We start from the raw sequence: 19692 nt of genomic DNA on the forward strand, positions 1-19692 counted from the left end.
CTTCCAACCTGTGGGAGCGGCTTCAGGCGAAGGGGCCCAGGAAGGCCCCGAGAGGATAAGCTGTGAAACTCAGTTCCAGCCAGCCCGATCCATCAGGCGAATGGCTTCGGCCTGGCGCTTGCCGGCCACTTCCACCGGCAGGCTGTCGGCCTTGAAGCTGCCCCAGGCCGCGACTTCATCAGATGGCTTGACCTTGGGGTTGGCCGGGAATTCCTGGTTGATGTCGGCGAACAGCTTCTGCGCTTCCTCGCCCGTCATCCACTCGACCAGCTTCTTCGCCGCTTCCGGGTGCGGGGCATGCTTGGTCAGGCCGATACCCGAGAGGTTGACGTGCACGCCACGGTCGCCCTGGTTGGGCCAGAAAATCTTCACCGGCAGCTTCGGGTCGGCCTTGTGCAGGCGCCCGTAGTAGTAGGTGTTGACCACGCCCACGTCACACTGGCCCGCGGCAACGGCCTGGATCACTGCGTTGTCGTCGGAGAACACGTCGGTGGACAGGTTGTTGACCCAGCCCTTGACCAGCTTCTCGGTCTCGGCCTCGCCATGGGTCTCGATCAAGGTGGCGGTCAGCGACTGGTTGTAGACCTTCTTCGCGGTGCGCAGGCACAGGCGGCCTTCCCACTGTTTGTCGGCCAGGGCTTCATAGGTGCTCAGTTCCGAGGGCTTGACCCGCTCGGTGGAGTAGATGATGGTCCGCGCACGCAGGCTCAGGCCGGTCCAGTCGTGGGAAGAAGCGCGGTACTGCGGCGGAATGTTCTTGTCGATGATGTCCGACTTGATCGGCTGCAGGATGCCCATCTGCTCGGCCTGCCAGAGGTTGCCGGCATCCACGGTGAGCAGCAGGTCGGCGACGCCGTTCTGGCCCTCGGCCTTGATGCGCTGCATCAGCGGCGCTTCCTTGTCGGTGATGAACTTGATCTTCACCCCGGTCTTGGCGGTGTAGGCATCGAATACCGGCTTGATCAGTTCGTCGATGCGCGAGGAGTACACCACCACTTCATCATCCGCCGCCTGGACGGAACCGGCGAACAGGGTCAGGGCCAGGGCGGCCAGTAGGGGCTTGCGGGGCGACATGGTGGATGCTCCTCGGGGTTAAAGAGATGCAAATGGTAGTGAATCCCATTTTCCCACTCACCCTGGAAGCAGTTACCGGATGTTGCAAAGCAATCGCGGGGCACGCCCGCGCCTACAGCACCACCCCGTTCTTCAAGCAGGTGGCGTACCTGTAGGAGCGGGCTTGCCCCGCGATAGGGCCCTCACGCCTTGGCCAGGTCTGGAAGGTCGCCGCTCAACCCCAAGGCCTGGCGCACGAACACTGCCTTGGCCTCGGGCATCCCTTCCACCAGTTTCAAGCCCGTGTTGCGCAGCCAGCGCAGCGGCAGAGGATTGGCCTGGAACAGGCGTTCGAAGCCCTCCATCGCCGCCATCAGGGCAAGGTTGTGCGGCATACGTCGACGCTCGTAGCGACTCAGCACCTTCACATCCGCCAGGCGCTCGCCACGCTCGCACGCGTGCATCAGCTCCTCGGCCAGCACTGCCGCATCGAGAAAGCCCAGGTTGACGCCCTGCCCCGCCAGGGGGTGGATGGTGTGGGCAGCATCGCCGATCAGCACCAGGCCTTCATCCACATAGCGCTTGGCATGGCGCTGGCGCAGCGGTACGCAGACACGGCGGTCGGCATGCAGCACCTGGCCCAGGCGGCCTTCGAAGGCGCGCTCCAGCGCCTGGCAGAACGCCGCGTCATCCAACGCCATGGCCTGCTCGGCCTGCTCCGGGGTAGTGGACCAGACGATCGAGCACCAGTGCTGCCCGTCATCCCGCGACAACGGCAGGAAAGCCAGCGGCCCTTCGTCGGTGAAGCGTTGCCAGGCCGTGGCGCGGTGCGCCTCGCTGCAGCGCACGCTGGTGACGATGGCGTGATGCAGGTAATCCCACTCGCGCGTCTCGCAGCCCGCCAGGCGCCGCACGGCCGAATTGGCGCCGTCGGCGGCGACCACCAGCGGCGCACGCAGGCGACGGCCATCGGACAGGGTCACCAGCCACTCATCGCCGGAGCGGCGCAACTGCTCCAGGCGAGCATTGGGCAGCAGCCCGACGTCACTGTCGTGCAGACGGTCCAGCAGGCCGTCCTGCACCACACGATTCTCGACGATGTGGCCAAGCACCTGGGCATGCACACTGGCGGCCGAGAAATGAATCTGACCGGTACCGCTGCCGTCCCAGACCTGCATATCCGAATAGGGCGTCACGCGGCGCCCGGCAATGCCCTCCCAGGCGCCAAGACGCTCGAGAATGCGCTGGCTGGCCGCCGACAGGGCACTGACCCGCGGCTCGAAGGGCGCGGCGTCATCGAAAGGCTTGACCGACAGCGGCCCGCCATCGAGCAGCAGCACCTCCAGGCCACTGTGGCGCAACGCCAGGGCCAGGGCGCTGCCGACCATACCGGCACCGACAATCAACAGATCCGCGCGCATGTCCATGCCTTACGCCTGCCTCGCTTGCGGCTTGAGCCGCACGTATAGGGTTTTGTCGACCCGCGCCACCAGCTCGCCGGCGCCATCGCGGATATCGACCTGCAGACGCGGCAGGCACTTCTTGCCACCGGCCGTCTGCTGGCGGATGTCGTCCAGCAGTGCGTCATCTATGTGGAATTCGGCGAACACCGGGCCCTTGCCCGGTGCGATGAAGTCGATGCTGGCGGCCTTGTCCCAGACGATGTACTCGCGGCCCAGTTGCTCGATCAGCAACAGCATGTAGAACGGGTCGACCATCGAGTAGAGGCTGCCACCGAACTGGGTGCCGACATAGTTGCGGTTCCAGCGGGTCAGGTTCATGCGCACCTTGACGCTGCGCATGTCGGGGCTGATGTGCTGTACGCGGATACCCGCCCCCAGGTAGGGCGGGTAGAAATTCAGCAACCAGCGCAACATGCGGGCCCGACGGGCGAGCTTGCGGGCGTCCTTCATGCGCGGCCCCGCGGGTCGGGGCGGGTTCCCAGGCCCATGGCCTGGCGGGCGAACCAGCTCTTGGCCGGTGGCAGCAGGTCCAGGCCCAGCAGGCCGAGGTTGCGCCCCGCAGCGAGCAGCGGTTGGGCGCTGCCGAACAGGCGGGTGACCTGGTCGGAAAAGCCGATGGTCAGGCTCTGGTCCAGACGTTGGCGCTGGCGATACCCCTGCAGTGTTGCCAGGTCGCCCGGCTGCTGCGGGCCTGCGAGCAGGGCCTCGGCCAGTGCCTGCACGTCGCGCAGCGACAGGTTGAACCCCTGACCTGCGATCGGGTGCAGGCTGTGCGCCGCGTTGCCCAGCACCACCAGGTGCGGGCGTACCTGCTCGTCGGCTTCGACCAGCGCCAACGGGTAGAGATGCCGTGCGCCGACCTGGCGCAGAGCGCCGAGGCGGTAGCCGAACGCGTCCTGCAGTTCGCGCAGGAAGGCGCGCTCGTCGATATCGGCCAGACGCCGTGCGTCCATGCCCTGCCGCGTCCAGACCAGCGCGCAGCGGTTTTCCGGCAGTGGCAGCAAGGCCATCGGGCCTTGTTCGGTGAATCGTTCGAAGGCCTGGCCACGATGGGCCTCGCCTGGAGAGATGTTGGCGATCAGCGCGCTCTGGTCATAGGGCGTGCGGCGCACATGAATGCCCAACTGCTCGCGCAGGCCGGAGCGGCCGCCGTCGGCGAGAATCGCCAGGTCGCATTCAAGGCTGGTGTCATCGTCGAGTTGCAGGCGATAACCGCCCTCGACAGGCTGCATGGCGCTGACTTCGGCCGGGCAGCGCCAGCTCACCACCTCGCTGTCCAGCCCCTGCCACAGGCACTGGCCGAGCCAGGCGTTCTCGACCACATAACCCAGCGCAGGCACACCTTCTTCCTGGGCATCCAGGCGGGTGGCGCCAAAGCGACCGCGGTCGGACACCTGGATCTGCCGAATCGGTTCGGCGCGGCGCTCGATGCCCTGCCACAGGCCAAGCTGGTCGTAGATCTGCCGAGTGCCGAAGGACAGCGCCGAGGAGCGTGCATCGTAGCTGGGCTGGAAGCTGTCGCCGGGGGCGAACGGCTCGATCAGCAGGATCTTCCAGCCGCGCGCCTTGGCCCCGGCCTGCAGCGCCAGCGCCAGGCTGGCACCGACCAGGCCGCCGCCGATGATCGCCAGGTTGACCCGGCTCATGCCACGTCCTTGCGCGCGTCGAGCATCAGTGCCTCGATTTCGTCGACTGTCTTCGGCACACCCGAAGTAAGAATTTCACAGCCCTTTCTGGTGACCACCACGTCGTCCTCGATCCGCACCCCGATGCCGCGCCACTTCTTCGCCACGCTCTGGTTGTCGGCTGCGATGTAGATACCTGGTTCGACAGTCAGCGCCATGCCCGGTTCGAGCACCCGCCACTGACCGCCGACCTTGTATTCACCTACATCGTGCACATCCATGCCGAGCCAGTGTCCGGCACGGTGCATGTAGAACGCGCGGTAGGCTTCGCTGTCGATCAGCGCCTGCACCTCACCCTTGAGCAGCCCCAGTTCGACCAGGCCCTGGGTGATCACCCGCACCGTCGCTTCATGGGCGTGATTCCAGTGTTTGCCTGGCGCAATCTCGGCAAAGGCGGCTTCCTGGGCCTTGAGCACCAGTTCGTAGATCGCCTTCTGCTCCGGCGAGAACCGCCCGCTGACCGGGAAGGTACGGGTGATGTCGCTGGCGTAGCAGTCGATCTCGCAACCGGCGTCAATCAGTACGAGGTCACCGTCCTTGAGCGGCGCATCGTTCTGCTGATAGTGCAGGATGCAGGCGTTGCGCCCGGCGGCGACGATCGAGCCGTAGGCCGGCATCTTCGCGCCACCCTTGCGGAACTCGTAGTCCAGCTCGGCCTCCAGGCTGTATTCGTGCAGACCGGCGCGGCAGGCCTGCATAGCTCTTACATGGGCGCGCGCGGAAATCGCCGCGGCCTCACGCATCACCTTCACTTCCGCTGCCGATTTATACAGGCGCATGTCGTGCAGCAGATGATCCAGGGCAACGAACTCGTTCGGCGGCTGCGCGCCAAGGCGTGCCTTGGAACGGATCACATTGATCCAGTCCATCAGCCGGCGGTCGAACTCGGGGTTGCTGCCCATGGCGCTGTAGACCCGCTCGCGACCTTCGATCAGGCCGGGGAGGATCTCGTCGATATCGGTGATCGGGAAGGCATCGTCGGCGCCGAAGTCGCGTATCGCACCCTCCTGGCCGGCACGCAGGCCGTCCCAGAGCTCACGCTCGGGGTTGCGCTCGCGGCAGAACAGCACGTACTCGCCGTGCTCGCGACCGGGGATCAGGGCGATCACCGCCTCGGGTTCCGGGAAACCGCTCAGGTACTGGAAATCGCTGTCCTGGCGATAGACGTGCTCGACGTCGCGGTTACGGATCGCGACGGCCGCCGCCGGCAGGATGGCGATGCTGTCGGGGACCATCTGCGCCATCAGCGCCTTGCGCCGACGGGCGTACTCTGCCTTGGGTATGTGGCTCATGGGCAAACGACCCCCGGGTCGATCAATGCAGCGATGGTTTTGGTGCCGGCGCAACAGGCGCGGCCAGCTCCGTGTACAGCAGCAGCGGTGCGACGCGCAGGTACTCCATGACTTCCATGTAGTCGCTCTCGCCGTCCTCGGACTCTTCCAGCGCTTCTTGCACTTGCGAGATGGCGACCAGGTCCTGGAGCACTTCCTTGGCATCGGTGGACAGGTCCTTGCCGCCCGCGTTCAGGCCAAAACCGGTAATGAAGCCCTGGCACCATTGGCCCAGTGCCGTGGCGCGATCGCTCAGGGCGGCATCATCGGTCGGCAGCAGCAGCACGATGGCGACGTCTTCGCCGGTCAGCTCGGCCTTGACCATCTCCTGCAGGCCGATCAGGGCGTTGCGGACGTTGTCACCGGGCTCGGTTTCAAGCAGTTGGGCGGCGTCGGCCAGCCAGGCGTCGGCATCGAAGCCGGCACCGGCGCAGCTGCGGCCGATCAGCAGGCCGTGCAGCTCGGCAGGGGTGGCGGGATGGCCATTGCTGGAGAGCAGCATGGCGAAGGCGGTGTAAGGCGATTGGGTATTGGGCATGGGCGGCTAGGCGCCAGACGGCGCATATGACTAGAATGAAGACCTTGTATCCTAGCACCGGCAGGCGCGCCAAGACCATCTGCGCTGGCCGTCGCGGCTCGGGCAGAGGCATGATCGCCAGGCGATCGACGAAGGAGCGGATCGAGTGCAACCCATGCAAGACAATGACCTGCAAGCGCTGATGAGCCGATTCGAGTTGCTGATCGAGCGCGTCGAGCAACTAAAACGGCAAAATGCACTCCTAGTAGCTCAGGAAAAATCCTGGCGCGAAGAGCGCGCCCACCTCATCGAAAAGAACGAGATCGCCCGGCACAAGATCGAGTCGATGATCTTGCGTCTGAAGGCCCTGGAGCAAGACTCATGAGTTCAAGCAATAGCGTCACCGTCCAGATTCTCGACAAGGAATACTCGATCATCTGCCCGCCGGAAGAACGCAACAACCTGGTCGGTGCCGCGCGCTACCTGGACGGCAAGATGCGCGAGATCCGCAGCAGCGGCAAGGTGATCGGTGCCGACCGCATCGCGGTAATGGCAGCACTGAACATCACCCATGAACTGCTGCACCGCCAGGAGCGCCCTGACGTCGCCAGCGGCGGCACCACCCGCGAGCAGGTGCGCGACCTGCTCGAGCGTGTCGACCAGGCACTGTCCGACGACGCGGTTAGCAAAAACGATTGAGATTGGTATACTGGCGCCACTCCCTGGGGGATGCGCCAGTCGGTTATGTCCCTGAGCCGATACGCACAACCACGGGGGTTGCACGTGGGGCAGGTGTGCATGTCCGCTCGACGGAAAGCCTTAACGCCTCCTGCAATCTCCACCTTGAACTTTCGGGTTCAAGGGCTACACCGATAGCGGTCTTGTCGGGGAGCCTGAATTCCCAATGCCCGCCTTTACCGGCGGGCATTTCGTTTGTGCCGCCGCCGTCGGCGGCCAGCATCCGGGATCGCCTGTGCCATGACCGACACCGTGCCGCTCACCCGCCCACAACTTCGCCGCGTGCTGCGCAACACACGACGCGCGTTGACGCCCGCCCAGCAACGCCAGGCCGCCGTCGGACTGTACCGGCAACTGGCCCAGCACCCGCTGTTTCGCCGCGCGCGGCATATCGCCCTGTACCTGCCCAACGACGGCGAGATCGACCCAAGCCTGCTACTGCGCGAAGCCCAGCGGCGCGGCAAGCGCACCTACCTGCCAGTGCTGCATGCATGGCCGCGCACGCGCATGGTGTTCCAACGCTTCGAACAGGGCGAAAAACTGCGACGTAATCGCTTCCGTATTCCTGAACCGCTCATCGAGCGCAAGCGTCAGCGGCCGGTCTGGTCGCTCGACCTGATCCTGCTGCCACTGGTGGGTTTCGATGAAGTGGGCGGACGGCTGGGGATGGGCGGCGGCTTCTATGATCGCAGCCTGGCCTATCAGGGGCGGCGCAAGGCGTGGAAGAAACCGCTGCTGCTGGGGCTGGCACATGAATGCCAGAAGGTGGAACGACTGGCGCAGGCCAGTTGGGACGTACCCTTGCGCGGAACGGTCTCGGACCGTGACTGGTACCTGGCGCCGGCCTGAAAGTCAGGCCGCGCGCCGCAGAAATTCAGCGTTGCTGTTGGGCGGATACGGCCGGCGCCTGATAGGCGGCGTCCAGCTTTCGCTCCCACAGACCCTGCGCATAACCCGTGGTGACGACACCCAGACCGAAGATGAAGGCCAGGATCCACAGCAGGTCCGGTTTGCGTTTGTTCATCGTTGCCCCCCTAGGCAAACTGTTCAGGCTCGGCAGCCTTCTTGGTGCTACCGGAGCGTATAGCTTTAAAATCGGCGCATTTTCCGACAACGTGACGCGGCACGCAAACGTTGACGCCAACCGGCTGTCGGTTTGATGCAACATCTTATTTCAAACCTTGTCAGGAGCAGCACCTATGGCCTACTGGCTGATGAAATCCGAGCCCGACGAACTTTCCATCGAAGGCTTGGCCCGTCTCGGCCAGGCGCGCTGGGACGGGGTGCGCAACTACCAGGCACGCAATTTCCTGCGGAACATGAGCGTAGGCGACGAATTCTTCTTCTACCACTCCAGTTGCCCGCAACCGGGCATCGCCGGGATCGCCCGGATCAAGGCCGGCGCCTACCCCGACCCGACGGCGCTGGACCCGCAAAGCCACTACTTCGACGCCAAGGCCAGTGCCGAGAAGAACCCCTGGAGCGCAGTGGATGTCGAGCATGTGCGTACTTTCGGCCAGGTGCTTGGCCTCGGCTTGCTCAAGCAGCAGACGGCGCTGGAAGCGCTTGCACTGGTACAGAAGGGCAGCCGCTTGTCGGTAATGCCGGTGACCCCGGAGCAATGGCAGGCGATCTGCGCACTGGCGAGGTGATCCAGGCAGCCGATGTGTGGGCGCCCGTCAGGGACCTCACTGCACGATCAGGTTGTTGAACAGCAGGTCCTCGACGATAGGCTTGCCTTCTTCGGTTTCCATCACCTGCTGGACCTGCTTCAAGGCTTCCTGACGCAACGCTTCCTTGGCCTCGACATTGCTCATGTTGTCCACACCTTGCTGGGTGAACAGCGCCACCAGTTGGTTGCGGATCAGCGGCTCATGGTGCTTGACCGCCGCGGCAGCGGCATCGCCAGTCACGCGCAGGGCCACGTCGGCCTTGTAGACGCGCAGCTTGGGGCCGCCATCCAGGGCGTAGTTGCCGACCAGAGGCGGGCTCAGGTTGATGTAGGCAACCTTCGGTTGGCCTTCCTTGCTCTCTTCGGCCATGGCCGCCACGGGCAGCATCAGGGCCAGCACCATCAAGATCCACGCTTTCACGAAATCGCTCCTCAATACAATTGACGCCAGCTTACCCAGCGCATCGCTCAAACCCAAGCCCGGGCTTATGCCGGCTCATCAGAGCAGGCCATGCTCGTTGACCCACCCCTTCGTCCTCCTACACTTATCGGCCATCACCCGCAAAGGAATAGCCCGATGAAAGCTGTGTTGTGCAAAACCCTGGGCCCGGCACGGGACCTGGTGCTGGAAGAGGTCGCAGGCCCCGTGCCGAAAAAGAACGAGATCCTCCTCGAGGTGCATGCCGCCGGGGTCAACTTCCCCGACACCCTGATCATCGAAGGCAAATACCAGTTTCAACCTCCTCTACCCTTTTCGCCCGGCGGTGAAGCGGCCGGCGTGGTGGCGGCGGTCGGCGAGAAGGCCGGGGCTTTCAAGGTCGGCGACCGGGTCATGGCCCTCACCGGCTGGGGCGCCTTCGCCGAGCAGGTCGCGGTGCCTTATTACAATGTGCTACCCATCCCGGCAGGCATGGATTTCACCACGGCGGCCGCCTTCGGCATGACCTACGGCACCTCGATGCACGCACTTACCCAGCGTGGCCAGCTCAAGGCAGGGGAAACCCTGCTGGTGCTCGGCGCGTCAGGGGGCGTGGGTCTGGCAGCGGTGGAAATCGGCAAGGCACTGGGTGCACGGGTCATCGCGGCGGCCAGCAGCGCCGAGAAGCTCGCCGTGGCCAAGGCAGCCGGGGCGGATGAGCTGATCGACTACAGCCAGGCCAGCCTCAAGGAAGAGATCAAGCGCCTGACCAACGGCCAGGGTGTGGATGTGATCTACGACCCGGTCGGCGGCGAGTTGTTCGACCAGGCCGTACGAGGCCTGGCCTGGAACGGCCGGCTGCTGGTGGTGGGATTCGCCAGTGGCACCATCCCGCAGATGGCAGCCAATCTGGTGCTGCTCAAGGGCGCGGCGGTGCTGGGGGTGTTCTGGGGCGCGTTCGCCCAGCGCCAACCAGAAGACAACGCTGCCAACTTCCGCCAGCTGTTTGCGTGGCATTCCGAGGGCAAGTTGAAACCGCTGGTGTCGCAGACCTACGCGCTAGGCGAAGCGGGTGCGGCTATCGAACGGTTGGGGCAACGGCAGGCGGTGGGCAAGCTGGTGGTGTTGACCAGGTGATTCGGTGATGACCTCTTCGCGGGCAAGCCCGCTCCTACAAACTGTACCGGCTCTTTAGGAGCGGGCTTGCCGCGAAGAGGCCGGCGCAGTCAAACCTCGCGCAGGTTGTGGCAGCGCTGAAACCGCGCTTCCAGCTCCCGGTCAGGCATCTGGTGGCTGCGCAGGGCATTCAGCGTCTGCTCCACGTACTCGCGCGTAGTGCCGTAACGCCCCTTGGCGCTGGCCAGAATCTGGCTGAACAGGGTGTCCGGCAGGTTGCCGGCATAGCACGGCAAGTGACGCTCCAGCACGAAGCCCAAGGCCTGCACCTTGCTGCCGTCATCGAGTCGGCAGGTCAGCCAATGCGGACGATAGGCCGGATAAGGCATCTCCCGCTGCCACAGGGCCATCAGCGAGTCGTCCAGGCAGCTCTCGTCCAGGCGATAGGCAAAGCCGCTGCACGAACCACCACGATCCAGGCCGAACACCAGCCCTGGGCATTCTGGTGTACCGCGGTGCTCATGGGACCACAGGTAAAGCCCACGATGATAACCGTGCACCCGCGCACGCTGACGCTCTACCGAGTTGCACTCCGGACGCCAGATCAACGAACCGTAGGCGAACAACCACACAGGCCCACCGTCATGACGGGACATGGTCGTTGTCATGGAGTGCTGCAATTGCTCAGGGGTCAGTTGTTGACCGAAGTCGAGCGACGGAGGGTAAGAAACCTGCCACGAAGAACTTTCAAGTGCCGACATAGGCTGCCGCCATTATTTCCTGTGTAACTACCGGAGTGCTGTATTGCGATCGACGCATTCGCCTGCGAGCCCGCACCCAATGCTGCGGGGCCTGTACCGCAAGAGGTTGATGACGATGTGCCTACCGTAAGACATATGACGGCGAAACCTCAACCCCTTTTGGCAAAGTTTCACGCGCGATACCGACGACTGGAAAGTGTTGTTATAAGCATAGTAAAAGTTATTAACCCGGCGGGTAATAATTCACTGCTTATAATCGACGACGATAACTTTGGTTATTAATCACGGCGCGCCATTGCAGCGCGCCGCAGGCTCTCATGAATACCTGGTTACTCAGCCGCGTGGAGCGTAGGCAAACACGTCGGCGCGCATGCGGTGCGCATCCATGCCCGCCTCGACCAGCGCATCGAGCGTGCCATAGACCATGTTCGGTGAACCGCTGGCATAGACATGCACACTGTTCAGGTCGGCGATATCCTCGCACACGGCCTCGTGCAAAAGGCCGCAACGCCCCTCCCAGCCACACAGGTCGCTGACCACCTTGTGCAGGAACAGGTTGGGCAGACGCTCCCATTCGGCCCAGTGCTCGAGGGTGTAGAACTCCTCGGGCCGGCGTACACCCCAATACAGGTGCACCGGATGCTTGAAGCCGTTGGCGCGGCAATGCTCGACCAGGCTGTGCATCTGGCCCATGCCGGTCCCGGCAGCGATCAGCACCAGCGGTCCGTCCGGCAGCTCGGCCAGGTGTGCGTCACCGAATGGCAGTTCGATGCGGGCCATGCCGTTGCGTTGCAACTGCTCGATCAGCTTTACCGCGCTGCTTTCACGGGCCAGCACATGCAGCTCGAGATCGCGACCAGCATGCGGGGCAGACGCCAGCGAGAACGCAGCCTTGTCGGCCCCCTCCCGCTCGATCATCAGGTATTGCCCAGCGTGGTAGCGCGGCGGCTTGCCGGCGGGCGCGCGCAGGCGCACGCGCCAGACATCCCCGCCTACCTCGACGCACTCGCTGACGGTGCAGGCCAGCTTGCGCACGGGCAACTCGCCCAAGGCCAGCACGCCATCCCACAGCAGCACGCAATCTTCCAGCGGTTCGGCGATGCAGGTGAACAGTTCACCGTGATCGCGGACCTCACCGTCCTGCCGCACCCGCCCTTCCACCAGCAACGCCGCACACACATGGCAATTGCCGTTGCGACAGCTGCTCGGGCACTCGTAGCCCAGGCGCCGCGCTGCATCCAGAATCCTCTCGCCCGCCTCGATGGACAGCACCGCGCCGGACGGCTGCAAGGTCACCTGCATCAATCTATTCCCAACTGGTCCCACAGCTCATCGATACGGCGGGTGACGGCATCGTCCTTGACGATGACCCGGCCCCATTCGCGTGTAGTCTCGCCCGGCCACTTGTGCGTGGCGTCCAGGCCCATCTTCGACCCCAGGCCCGATACCGGCGACGCGAAGTCGAGGTAGTCGATCGGCGTGTTGTCGATCATCACCGTATCACGCTTGGGATCCATGCGCGTGGTGATGGCCCAGATCACGTCGTTCCAGTCGCGGGCGTTGACGTCGTCGTCGGTGACGATAACGAACTTGGTGTACATGAACTGTCGCAGGAACGACCACACACCCAGCATCACGCGCTTGGCGTGCCCCGGATATTGCTTTTTCATGGTCACTACCGCCATGCGGTAGGAACAGCCTTCCGGCGGCAGGTAGAAATCAACGATCTCGGGGAACTGCTTCTGCAGGATCGGCACGAACACTTCGTTCAGCGCAACGCCCAGGATTGCCGGCTCATCTGGCGGCCGGCCGGTGTAGGTGCTGTGGTAGATCGGCTTTTGCCGATGGGTGATGCGTTCGATGGTGAACACGGGGAAGCTGTCCACCTCGTTGTAGTAGCCGGTGTGGTCGCCGTAAGGGCCTTCCGGGGCCATTTCACCCGGATGGATCACACCTTCGAGGATGATTTCGGCGGTGGCCGGCACCTGCAGATCGCTGCCGCGGCACTTGACCAGCTCGGTGCGGTTGCCGCGCAGCAGCCCTGCAAAAGCGTACTCGGAGAGGGTGTCGGGCACCGGCGTCACGGCGCCCAGGATGGTGGCCGGGTCTGCGCCCAGCGCGACGGCCACCGGGAACGGCTGGCCTGGGTGCTTCTCGCACCATTCGCGGTAATCCAGCGCGCCGCCACGATGGCTCAGCCAGCGCATGATGACCTTGTTGCGACCGATGACCTGCTGGCGGTAGATGCCGAGGTTCTGGCGGTCCTTGTTCGGCCCGCGAGTCACCGTCAGGCCCCAGGTGATCAGTGGCGCCACGTCACCCGGCCAGCAGTGCTGGATCGGCAACTGGGACAGGTCGACATCCTCACCCTCGACCACCACCTCCTGGCACACCGCGTCCTTGACCACCTTGGGCGCCATGGACACGACTTTCTTGAAGATCGGTAGCTTCGACCAGGCATCCTTCAGGCCCTTCGGCGGCTCGGGCTCCTTGAGGAAGGCCAGCAGCTTGCCGATTTCACGCAGCTCGCCGACCGACTCGGCGCCCATGCCCATGGCCACACGCTCGGGGGTACCGAACAGGTTGCCCAGCACCGGGATGTCGAAGCCGGTGGGCTTCTCGAACAGCAGCGCCGGGCCCTTGGCCCGCAGGGTGCGGTCGCAGACTTCGGTCATTTCCAGGACGGGCGAGATCGGAACCTGGATGCGCTTGAGTTCGCCGCGCTGCTCCAGGCCACGGATAAAGTCGCGCAAATCGCGATACTGCATGCGTGAGCCTCGTGTTGGCTGTATCGGTCGGGGTGCAGAGTGTAGCGCCGATCGGGCTTTGATAGCCAAATGGCAGAGTGCAATGCGCTCATTCGTAGGGCGCATCAATGACTTGGGGCCGCTATGCGGCCCATCGCGGGACAAGCCCGCTCCTACAGGTCTGGCGTGATCCTTGTAGGAGCGGGCTTGTCCCGCGATGGGCTGCGCAGCAGCCCCAATTCGCTGTACCGACGGAAACGCTTACTTGCGCTTCATCGACAGGAAGAACTCATCGTTGGTCTTGGTCTGCTTGAGCTTGTCGATGAGGAACTCGATGGCCGCCACTTCATCCATCGGGTGCAGCAGCTTGCGCAGGATCCACATGCGCTGCAGCTCGTCGTCGGCGGTCAGCAGCTCTTCGCGGCGGGTACCGGACTTGTTGATGTTGATGGCCGGGAACACACGCTTCTCAGCGATGCGGCGGTCCAGCGGCAGCTCCATGTTGCCGGTACCCTTGAACTCTTCGTAGATGACCTCGTCCATCTTCGAACCGGTCTCGACCAGCGCGGTGGCGATGATGGTCAGCGAGCCGCCTTCCTCGATGTTACGGGCAGCGCCGAAGAAACGCTTGGGCTTTTCCAGGGCGTGGGCGTCGACACCACCGGTCAGGACCTTGCCGGAGCTCGGGATCACGGTGTTGTAGGCACGCGCCAGACGGGTGATGGAGTCGAGCAGGATGACCACGTCCTTCTTGTGCTCGACCAGGCGCTTGGCCTTTTCGATCACCATTTCGGCAACCTGCACGTGGCGGGTCGGTGGCTCGTCGAAGGTCGAGGCGACCACTTCGCCGCGCACGGTGCGCTGCATCTCGGTCACTTCTTCCGGGCGCTCGTCGATCAGCAGGACGATCAGGTGGCACTCGGGGTTGTTGCGAGTGATGTTGGCCGCGATGTTCTGCAGCATGATGGTCTTGCCCGCTTTCGGCGGAGCGACGATCAGGCCGCGCTGGCCCTTGCCGATAGGTGCGCACAGGTCGATGACGCGACCGGTGAGGTCTTCGGTGGAACCGTTACCGGCTTCCATCTTCAGGCGATGGTTCGGGAACAGCGGCGTCAGGTTTTCGAACAGGATCTTGTTCTTCGCGTTTTCCGGACGGTCGAAGTTGATGGTGTCGACCTTCAGCAGGGCGAAGTAACGCTCCCCTTCCTTCGGCGGGCGGATCTTGCCGACGATGGTGTCGCCGGTGCGCAGGTTGAAGCGGCGGATCTGGCTGGGCGAGACGTAGATATCGTCAGGGCCGGCCAGATACGAGGCATCTGCCGAACGCAGGAAACCGAATCCATCCTGGAGAATCTCCAGCACGCCGTCACCCGAGATCTCTTCGCCGCTCTTCGCGTGTTTTTTCAACAGGGCGAAAATCACGTCCTGCTTGCGCGAACGGGCCATGTTTTCGATGCCCATCTGTTCGGCCATTTCCAGCAGATCGGTAATCGGCTTTTGCTTGAGTTCTGTCAGGTTCATAAGGGGAGTGACGTAATCATGTAAGAAGGGGGGAGAATTAAGCTTCTGGCTTAATGAGGCCGCGCCGCTAGATTGGCGACAGGATCGCGTACTGATTCGAATTGGGAGTGCGTCGGCGACGGCGTGCGAAGGGCACTGGAGAAGCAGTGCGAGGCCGAATGTAACACTTGCTTTTTTCGGCGTCTAGTGGTTTTGACAGGGGAAATCGCGCCTCGGGGGCAAAAAAAGCCCCGCATTTGCGGGGCTCTTTCACATCACAGGTGGGCGTCGAGGAACGCGGCCAGCTGGGACTTGGACAGCGCGCCGACCTTGGTCGCCTCGACGTTGCCGTTCTTGAACAGCATCAGCGTCGGGATACCACGCACGCCGTGCTTGGCCGGGGTTTCCTGGTTGTCGTCGATGTTCAGCTTGGCGACGGTCAGCTTGCCTTCGTAGGTTTGGGCGATATCGTCCAGGACCGGAGCGATCATCTTGCATGGACCGCACCATTCAGCCCAGTAGTCGACCAGCACCGGGCCTTGAGCCTGCAGCACTTCGGCATCGAAGGTGGCGTCGGTGACGTGTTTGATCAGATCGCTGCTCATGGAGTTCTCCAGGTCGTAAGCATAAAAAACGTTGCCCATCATAGCCGCACCCACGCCCTACAGGAAGCCACGGCCGATTGAGTGTAACTATAGTTGTGCAAGACGCCACGAATCGAAACTGTCATACAAGCGTCATAGGATTTGTCCGAGGCCTTTGTTGATCAGTCATCCAGGCCACCCGCACATTGCCCTGCATCAATCCTCGCCATGTCGCGCGTTGGCGTATGCCCGCGATCATGGCAGGATTGCCGGGTTATCGACCGAGAACATCCAGATCATGCCGCAAACCACCGCGAAGAACCTGTCTCTGATCGCCGCCATCGACCTTGGCTCCAACAGTTTCCACATGGTCGTGGCCAAGGCCCACCATACCGAGATCCGCATTCTCGAACGGCAGGGGGAGAAGGTTCAGCTGGCTGCGGGCATCAGCGAAGATCGCCAGCTCAGCGAAGAAGCCATGCAGCGGGGCCTCGAATGCCTCAAGCGTTTCGCCCAGCTGATCAATGGCATGCCGGCCGGCGCTGTGCGCATCGTCGGCACCAACGCCCTGCGTGAAGCTCGCAACCGCAATGACTTCATCCTGCGTGCCGAAGCCATTCTCGGCCATCCGGTCGAGGTCATTTCAGGTCGTGAAGAGGCGCGCCTCATCTACCTGGGCGTGTCGCACACCCTCGCCGACACCCCCGGCAAACGCCTGGTCGCCGACATCGGCGGCGGCAGTACCGAGTTCATCATCGGTCAACGTTTCGAGCCACTGCTGCGCGAAAGCCTGCAGATGGGCTGCGTAAGCTTCACCCAGCGCTATTTCCGCGACGGCAAGATCACGCCGGCACGCTACGCCCAGGCCTATACTGCCGCGCGCCTTGAGCTGATGAGCATCGAGAACGCTCTGCACCGCCTGACCTGGGACGAGGCCATCGGCTCGTCGGGCACCATCCGCGCCATCGGCGCCGCGATCAAGGCCAACGGCCATGGCAACGGCGAGGTCAATGCCGAAGGCCTGGCCGTGATCAAGCGCAAGCTGTTCAAGCTGGGCGAAGTCGACAAGATCGACTTCGACGGCGTCAAACCGGACCGGCGCACCATTTTCCCTGCGGGATTGGCGATTCTCGAGGCGATCTTCGACGCCCTCGAACTGCAGCGCATGGACCATTGTGACGGCGCCCTGCGTGAGGGCGTACTGTTCGACCTGCTCGGCCGCCATCATCACGAGGACGTGCGTGAGCGCACACTGAATTCGTTGATGGAGCGCTATCACGTCGATCAAGGCCAGGCCGCGCGCGTGGAGCGCAAGGCGTTGCACGCCTTCGACCAGGTGGCCAAGGCGTGGGATCTGGAAAACGGCAACTGGCGCGATCTGCTGGGCTGGGCGGCTAAGGTGCATGAAGTCGGGCTGGACATCGCCCACTATCACTACCACAAGCACGGCGCCTACCTGATCGAACACTCCGACTTGTCGGGCTTCTCCCGCGAGGACCAGCAGATGCTGGCCCTGCTGGTACGCGGCCATCGCCGCAACATCCCCAAGGACAAGTTCGCCGAGTTCGGCGACGAAGGCGTCAAGCTGATCCGCCTGTGCGTGCTGCTGCGCTTCGCCATCCTCTTCCACCACATCCGCGGCACCCAGCAAATGCCCAAGGTTGAGCTCAAGGCTGCCGACGACAGTCTGGAAGTGGTGTTCCCTGAGGGCTGGCTCGAGCAGCATCCGCTTACCCAGGCCGACTTCGCCAACGAGGCGGAGTGGCTGGCGCGGGTCGGGTTCGTGCTGAGCGTGCGCTGAGCCCCGACGCTGACCCTATGTAGGCGCGGCCTTGTGCCGCGCCTACAGCGTTTCTAGCGTACGTTCAGCACCGGGTTGCTCAGGCGCTCCAGCAGGGTCGCCTGGGCGCTGCGCGGGTTCTGGTTGCCGGTCGGGGTACTGCGCACATAACGACCATCTGGCTGCAGGGTCCAGGCCTGGGTGTTGTCGGTCAGGTAGCCCTCAAGCTCCTTCTTCACCCGCAGCAGCAACTTCTTGCCCTCCACCGGGAAGCAGGTCTCGACGCGTTTGTCGAGGTTGCGCTCCATCCAGTCGGCGCTGGACAGGTAGATCTGCTCCTCACCGCCGTTGAGGAAGTAGAACACCCGCGTGTGCTCAAGGAAGCGGCCGATGATCGAGCGCACATTGATGTTGTGCGAAACCCCCGGGATGCCCGGACGCAGGCAGCACATGCCACGCACCACCAGGTCGATGCGCACGCCCGACTGGCTCGCCTTGTACAGGGCCTTGATGACCTTGGCATCGGTCAGCGAGTTGAACTTGGCGATGATGTGCGCCGGCTTGCCATCGAGCGCGAACTGCGTCTCGCGGGCGATCATGTCGAGCATGCCCTTCTTGAGGGTGAAGGGCGCATGCAGCAGCTTCTTCATGCGCAGGGTCTTGCCCATGCCGATCAACTGGCTGAACAGTTTGCCGACGTCCTCGGTGAGCGCGTCATCGGAGGTCAGCAGGCTGTAGTCGGTGTACAGGCGGGCGTTGCCGGCGTGGTAGTTGCCAGTACCCAGGTGCGCGTAGCGGACGATCTCGCCCTGCTCGCGGCGCAGGATCAGCATCATCTTGGCGTGGGTCTTGAAGCCGACCACGCCATAGATCACCACCGCACCGGCCGCCTGCAGGCGGCTGGCCATCTGCAGGTTGGACTCTTCGTCGAAACGCGCGCGCAGCTCGATCACCGCAGTGACCTCCTTGCCGTTACGCGCGGCATCGACCAACGCGTCGACGATCTCCGAGTTGGCCCCGGAGCGGTACAGGGTCTGGCGCACGGCGAGCACGTGCGGGTCCTTGGCGGCCTGGCGCAGCAGGTCGACCACCGGAGTGAAGGATTCGAACGGGTGCATCAGCAACACATCCTGCTTGCTGATGACGCTGAAAATGTTGTCTGCGTTCTGCAGGATCTTCGGGATCGCTGGGGTGAACGGCGTGTACTGCAGCTCCGGGTGGCTGTCCAGGCCAGTGATGCTGAACAGACGAGTCAGGTTGACCGGGCCATTGACCTGGTAAAGCTCGCTCTCGCTCAGGCTGAACTGCTTGAGCAGGTAGTCGGAGAGGTGCTTCGGACAGGTGTCGGCAACCTCCAGGCGCACGGCGTCGCCGTAGCGGCGCGAGAACAGCTCGCCACGCAGGGCACGGGCAAGGTCGTCGACCTCTTCGGAGTCCAGCGCCAGGTCGGCGTTTCGGGTCAGGCGGAACTGGTAGCAGCCCTTGACCTTCATGCCCTGGAACAGGTCGTCGGCATGGGCGTGGATCATCGACGACAGGAAGACATAGTTGTCGCCGGGGCCGCCAACCTCTTCCGGCACACGGATCACCCGTGGCAGCAGGCGCGGCGCCGGGATGATCGCCAGGCCCGAGTCGCGACCGAAGGCATCGACGCCCTCGAGCTCGACGATGAAGTTCAGGCTCTTGTTCACCAGCAGCGGGAACGGGTGGGTCGGGTCGAGGCCGATCGGGGTGATGATCGGGGCGATCTCGTCGCGGAAGTAGCGACGCACCCAGGTCTTGAGCTTGGGCGTCCAGTAGCGGCGGCGGATGAAGCGAATCGCATGCTTCTCCAGCTCCGGCAGCAACACGTCGTTGAGGATCGCGTACTGGCGGTCCACCTCCAGGTGCACCAGCTCGCTGATCCGCGCCAGCGCCTGATGCGGCTGCAGGCCGTCGGCGCCGGCCTGTTCCCGGGCGAAATTGATCTGCTTCTTCAGCCCCGCGACGCGGATCTCGAAGAACTCATCGAGGTTGCTGGAGAAGATCAGCAGGAACTTCAGACGCTCAAGCAGCGGGTAGGACTCATCCAGCGCCTGCTCCAGCACGCGGATGTTGAACTGCAGCTGCGAGAGCTCACGATGAATGTACAGGCTGCTGTCGTCCAGGCCCGGCACCGGAATCGCCGGGGCCGGCGCCGGGGCGGCGGCCTCGACGACAGGCGCAGGCTCCGGCTCAGGTGCCGCCGGCAGGTCCGGTGGGGTCTGGACCAGTTCCTCCGGGAGGGCCTTGGCTTCCTTGATCTCGACAGCAGTGAGCACTTCGTTATTCATCTGACGTTCCTGTGA

20 protein-coding genes and 1 other RNA gene are annotated in these 19692 nt (G+C 63.7%); 7 read left to right on the plus strand and 14 right to left on the minus strand.

Going from position 1 to position 19692, the window contains the following annotated elements; translation table 11 throughout:
* Positions 1 to 69 precede the first annotated feature (69 nt).
* The 6 genes from IAE40_RS22030 to IAE40_RS22055 form a co-directional block, all read right to left on the minus strand.
* Positions 70 to 1074 carry an extracellular solute-binding protein gene (locus tag IAE40_RS22030; RefSeq protein ID WP_112897078.1) on the minus strand — a complete coding sequence of 335 codons (1005 nt, stop codon included), beginning with the start codon at positions 1072 to 1074 and terminating at the stop codon, positions 70 to 72.
* Between the two features lie 182 nt (positions 1075 to 1256).
* Positions 1257 to 2474 carry a 2-octaprenyl-3-methyl-6-methoxy-1,4-benzoquinol hydroxylase gene (locus tag IAE40_RS22035; protein ID WP_178117524.1) on the minus strand — a complete coding sequence of 406 codons (1218 nt, stop codon included), beginning with the start codon at positions 2472 to 2474 and terminating at the stop codon, positions 1257 to 1259.
* Positions 2475 to 2483: 9 nt separating this feature from the next.
* A complete protein-coding gene (locus IAE40_RS22040; protein ID WP_054894080.1) occupies positions 2484 to 2966 on the minus strand; it encodes a DUF4442 domain-containing protein in 483 nt (160 codons plus the stop codon).
* Positions 2963 to 4162 (minus strand): 2-octaprenyl-6-methoxyphenyl hydroxylase, encoded by a 1200-nt coding sequence (ubiH, locus tag IAE40_RS22045; RefSeq protein ID WP_200603868.1) that lies wholly within the window; start codon positions 4160 to 4162, stop codon positions 2963 to 2965. Before ubiH ends, IAE40_RS22040 begins: the two co-directional genes overlap by 4 nt.
* A complete protein-coding gene (gene pepP, locus IAE40_RS22050; protein ID WP_054894082.1) occupies positions 4159 to 5493 on the minus strand; it encodes a Xaa-Pro aminopeptidase in 1335 nt (444 codons plus the stop codon). The genes ubiH and pepP overlap by 4 nt, the downstream gene beginning before the upstream one ends.
* A 22-nt stretch (positions 5494 to 5515) precedes the next feature.
* Positions 5516 to 6070, minus strand: coding sequence for a YecA/YgfB family protein (locus tag IAE40_RS22055; RefSeq protein ID WP_112897075.1), 555 nt, complete (start codon positions 6068 to 6070; stop codon positions 5516 to 5518).
* Between the two features lie 154 nt (positions 6071 to 6224).
* Here IAE40_RS22055 and IAE40_RS22060 point away from each other — a divergent pair, with 154 nt between their 5' ends.
* From IAE40_RS22060 to IAE40_RS22075, 4 genes are all read left to right on the plus strand, one after another.
* Positions 6225 to 6434, plus strand: a complete 210-nt coding sequence (locus IAE40_RS22060) for a TIGR02449 family protein (protein ID WP_054894084.1) — start codon at positions 6225 to 6227, stop codon at positions 6432 to 6434.
* Entirely contained in the window at positions 6431 to 6748 is a 318-nt protein-coding gene (locus tag IAE40_RS22065; RefSeq protein WP_054894085.1) for a cell division protein ZapA, read from the plus strand. The genes IAE40_RS22060 and IAE40_RS22065 overlap by 4 nt, the downstream gene beginning before the upstream one ends.
* A gap of 17 nt (positions 6749 to 6765) precedes the next feature.
* A non-coding RNA gene (gene ssrS / locus IAE40_RS22070) (6S RNA) lies at positions 6766 to 6944 on the plus strand.
* 83 nt (positions 6945 to 7027) lie between these two features.
* Positions 7028 to 7636, plus strand: coding sequence for a 5-formyltetrahydrofolate cyclo-ligase (locus IAE40_RS22075; protein WP_197893420.1), 609 nt, complete (start codon positions 7028 to 7030; stop codon positions 7634 to 7636).
* A 25-nt stretch (positions 7637 to 7661) separates the two neighbouring features.
* Here the strand turns inward: IAE40_RS22075 and IAE40_RS22080 are convergent, their stop codons facing one another.
* The gene (locus IAE40_RS22080) at positions 7662 to 7811 is read right to left on the minus strand and encodes a hypothetical protein (protein ID WP_172964797.1); all 150 of its coding nucleotides are present in this window, start codon (positions 7809 to 7811) and stop codon (positions 7662 to 7664) included.
* A 175-nt stretch (positions 7812 to 7986) separates the two neighbouring features.
* On the opposite strand from IAE40_RS22080, the gene IAE40_RS22085 reads away from it, so the two are divergent.
* Positions 7987 to 8439, plus strand: coding sequence for an EVE domain-containing protein (locus IAE40_RS22085; protein WP_125931031.1), 453 nt, complete (start codon positions 7987 to 7989; stop codon positions 8437 to 8439).
* 36 nt (positions 8440 to 8475) lie between these two features.
* Here the strand turns inward: IAE40_RS22085 and IAE40_RS22090 are convergent, their stop codons facing one another.
* Positions 8476 to 8880: a flagellar basal body-associated protein FliL gene (locus IAE40_RS22090; protein ID WP_063542054.1), complete on the minus strand. Its 405-nt coding sequence runs from the start codon at positions 8878 to 8880 to the stop codon at positions 8476 to 8478.
* A 156-nt stretch (positions 8881 to 9036) separates the two neighbouring features.
* On the opposite strand from IAE40_RS22090, the gene IAE40_RS22095 reads away from it, so the two are divergent.
* Positions 9037 to 10014, plus strand: coding sequence for an NADPH:quinone oxidoreductase family protein (locus IAE40_RS22095; RefSeq protein ID WP_153772879.1), 978 nt, complete (start codon positions 9037 to 9039; stop codon positions 10012 to 10014).
* 89 nt (positions 10015 to 10103) lie between these two features.
* On the opposite strand, the gene IAE40_RS22100 is transcribed toward IAE40_RS22095, so the two are convergent.
* The 5 genes from IAE40_RS22100 to trxA form a co-directional block, all read right to left on the minus strand.
* A complete protein-coding gene (locus IAE40_RS22100; RefSeq protein ID WP_054894090.1) occupies positions 10104 to 10754 on the minus strand; it encodes a gamma-glutamylcyclotransferase in 651 nt (216 codons plus the stop codon).
* A gap of 333 nt (positions 10755 to 11087) precedes the next feature.
* Positions 11088 to 12056: a CDP-6-deoxy-delta-3,4-glucoseen reductase gene (locus IAE40_RS22105; RefSeq protein WP_197893419.1), complete on the minus strand. Its 969-nt coding sequence runs from the start codon at positions 12054 to 12056 to the stop codon at positions 11088 to 11090.
* Entirely contained in the window at positions 12056 to 13522 is a 1467-nt protein-coding gene (ubiD, locus tag IAE40_RS22110) for a 4-hydroxy-3-polyprenylbenzoate decarboxylase (protein WP_197893418.1), read from the minus strand. The genes IAE40_RS22105 and ubiD overlap by 1 nt, the downstream gene beginning before the upstream one ends.
* A gap of 240 nt (positions 13523 to 13762) precedes the next feature.
* Positions 13763 to 15022: a transcription termination factor Rho gene (gene rho / locus IAE40_RS22115; protein ID WP_039581904.1), complete on the minus strand. Its 1260-nt coding sequence runs from the start codon at positions 15020 to 15022 to the stop codon at positions 13763 to 13765.
* A gap of 254 nt (positions 15023 to 15276) precedes the next feature.
* Positions 15277 to 15606 carry a thioredoxin TrxA gene (gene trxA, locus IAE40_RS22120; protein WP_197893417.1) on the minus strand — a complete coding sequence of 110 codons (330 nt, stop codon included), beginning with the start codon at positions 15604 to 15606 and terminating at the stop codon, positions 15277 to 15279.
* Positions 15607 to 15883: 277 nt separating this feature from the next.
* Between trxA and ppx the strand changes: the two genes are divergently transcribed.
* On the plus strand, positions 15884 to 17386 hold the full coding sequence (gene ppx, locus IAE40_RS22125) for an exopolyphosphatase (RefSeq protein WP_112897073.1): 1503 nt from the start codon (positions 15884 to 15886) through the stop codon (positions 17384 to 17386).
* Positions 17387 to 17439: 53 nt separating this feature from the next.
* Here the strand turns inward: ppx and ppk1 are convergent, their stop codons facing one another.
* On the minus strand, positions 17440 to 19677 hold the full coding sequence (gene ppk1 / locus IAE40_RS22130; protein ID WP_200603869.1) for a polyphosphate kinase 1: 2238 nt from the start codon (positions 19675 to 19677) through the stop codon (positions 17440 to 17442).
* Between the last annotated feature and the right edge of the window lie 15 nt (positions 19678 to 19692).

It is taken from the genome of Pseudomonas sp. S44, assembly GCF_016624805.1.
In the GTDB taxonomy this organism is placed as follows: Bacteria; Pseudomonadota; Gammaproteobacteria; order Pseudomonadales; family Pseudomonadaceae; genus Aquipseudomonas; species Aquipseudomonas machongensis.

Coding starts and splice junctions, on each gene's coding strand:
- pepP (WP_054894082.1), bottom strand. CDS start 5,493: ATGAGCCACATACCCAAGGCAGAGTACGCCCGTCGGCGCAAGGCGCTG.
- ppk1 (WP_200603869.1), bottom strand. CDS start 19,677: ATGAATAACGAAGTGCTCACTGCTGTCGAGATCAAGGAAGCCAAGGCC.
- IAE40_RS22060 (WP_054894084.1), top strand. CDS start 6,225: ATGCAAGACAATGACCTGCAAGCGCTGATGAGCCGATTCGAGTTGCTG.
- IAE40_RS22080 (WP_172964797.1), bottom strand. CDS start 7,811: ATGAACAAACGCAAACCGGACCTGCTGTGGATCCTGGCCTTCATCTTC.
- IAE40_RS22085 (WP_125931031.1), top strand. CDS start 7,987: ATGGCCTACTGGCTGATGAAATCCGAGCCCGACGAACTTTCCATCGAA.
- rho (WP_039581904.1), bottom strand. CDS start 15,022: ATGAACCTGACAGAACTCAAGCAAAAGCCGATTACCGATCTGCTGGAA.
- IAE40_RS22030 (WP_112897078.1), bottom strand. CDS start 1,074: ATGTCGCCCCGCAAGCCCCTACTGGCCGCCCTGGCCCTGACCCTGTTC.
- ubiH (WP_200603868.1), bottom strand. CDS start 4,162: ATGAGCCGGGTCAACCTGGCGATCATCGGCGGCGGCCTGGTCGGTGCC.
- ppx (WP_112897073.1), top strand. CDS start 15,884: ATGCCGCAAACCACCGCGAAGAACCTGTCTCTGATCGCCGCCATCGAC.
- ubiD (WP_197893418.1), bottom strand. CDS start 13,522: ATGCAGTATCGCGATTTGCGCGACTTTATCCGTGGCCTGGAGCAGCGC.
- IAE40_RS22035 (WP_178117524.1), bottom strand. CDS start 2,474: ATGCGCGCGGATCTGTTGATTGTCGGTGCCGGTATGGTCGGCAGCGCC.
- IAE40_RS22075 (WP_197893420.1), top strand. CDS start 7,028: ATGACCGACACCGTGCCGCTCACCCGCCCACAACTTCGCCGCGTGCTG.
- IAE40_RS22100 (WP_054894090.1), bottom strand. CDS start 10,754: ATGTCGGCACTTGAAAGTTCTTCGTGGCAGGTTTCTTACCCTCCGTCG.
- IAE40_RS22065 (WP_054894085.1), top strand. CDS start 6,431: ATGAGTTCAAGCAATAGCGTCACCGTCCAGATTCTCGACAAGGAATAC.
- IAE40_RS22040 (WP_054894080.1), bottom strand. CDS start 2,966: ATGAAGGACGCCCGCAAGCTCGCCCGTCGGGCCCGCATGTTGCGCTGG.
- IAE40_RS22055 (WP_112897075.1), bottom strand. CDS start 6,070: ATGCCCAATACCCAATCGCCTTACACCGCCTTCGCCATGCTGCTCTCC.
- IAE40_RS22095 (WP_153772879.1), top strand. CDS start 9,037: ATGAAAGCTGTGTTGTGCAAAACCCTGGGCCCGGCACGGGACCTGGTG.
- IAE40_RS22105 (WP_197893419.1), bottom strand. CDS start 12,056: ATGCAGGTGACCTTGCAGCCGTCCGGCGCGGTGCTGTCCATCGAGGCG.
- trxA (WP_197893417.1), bottom strand. CDS start 15,606: ATGAGCAGCGATCTGATCAAACACGTCACCGACGCCACCTTCGATGCC.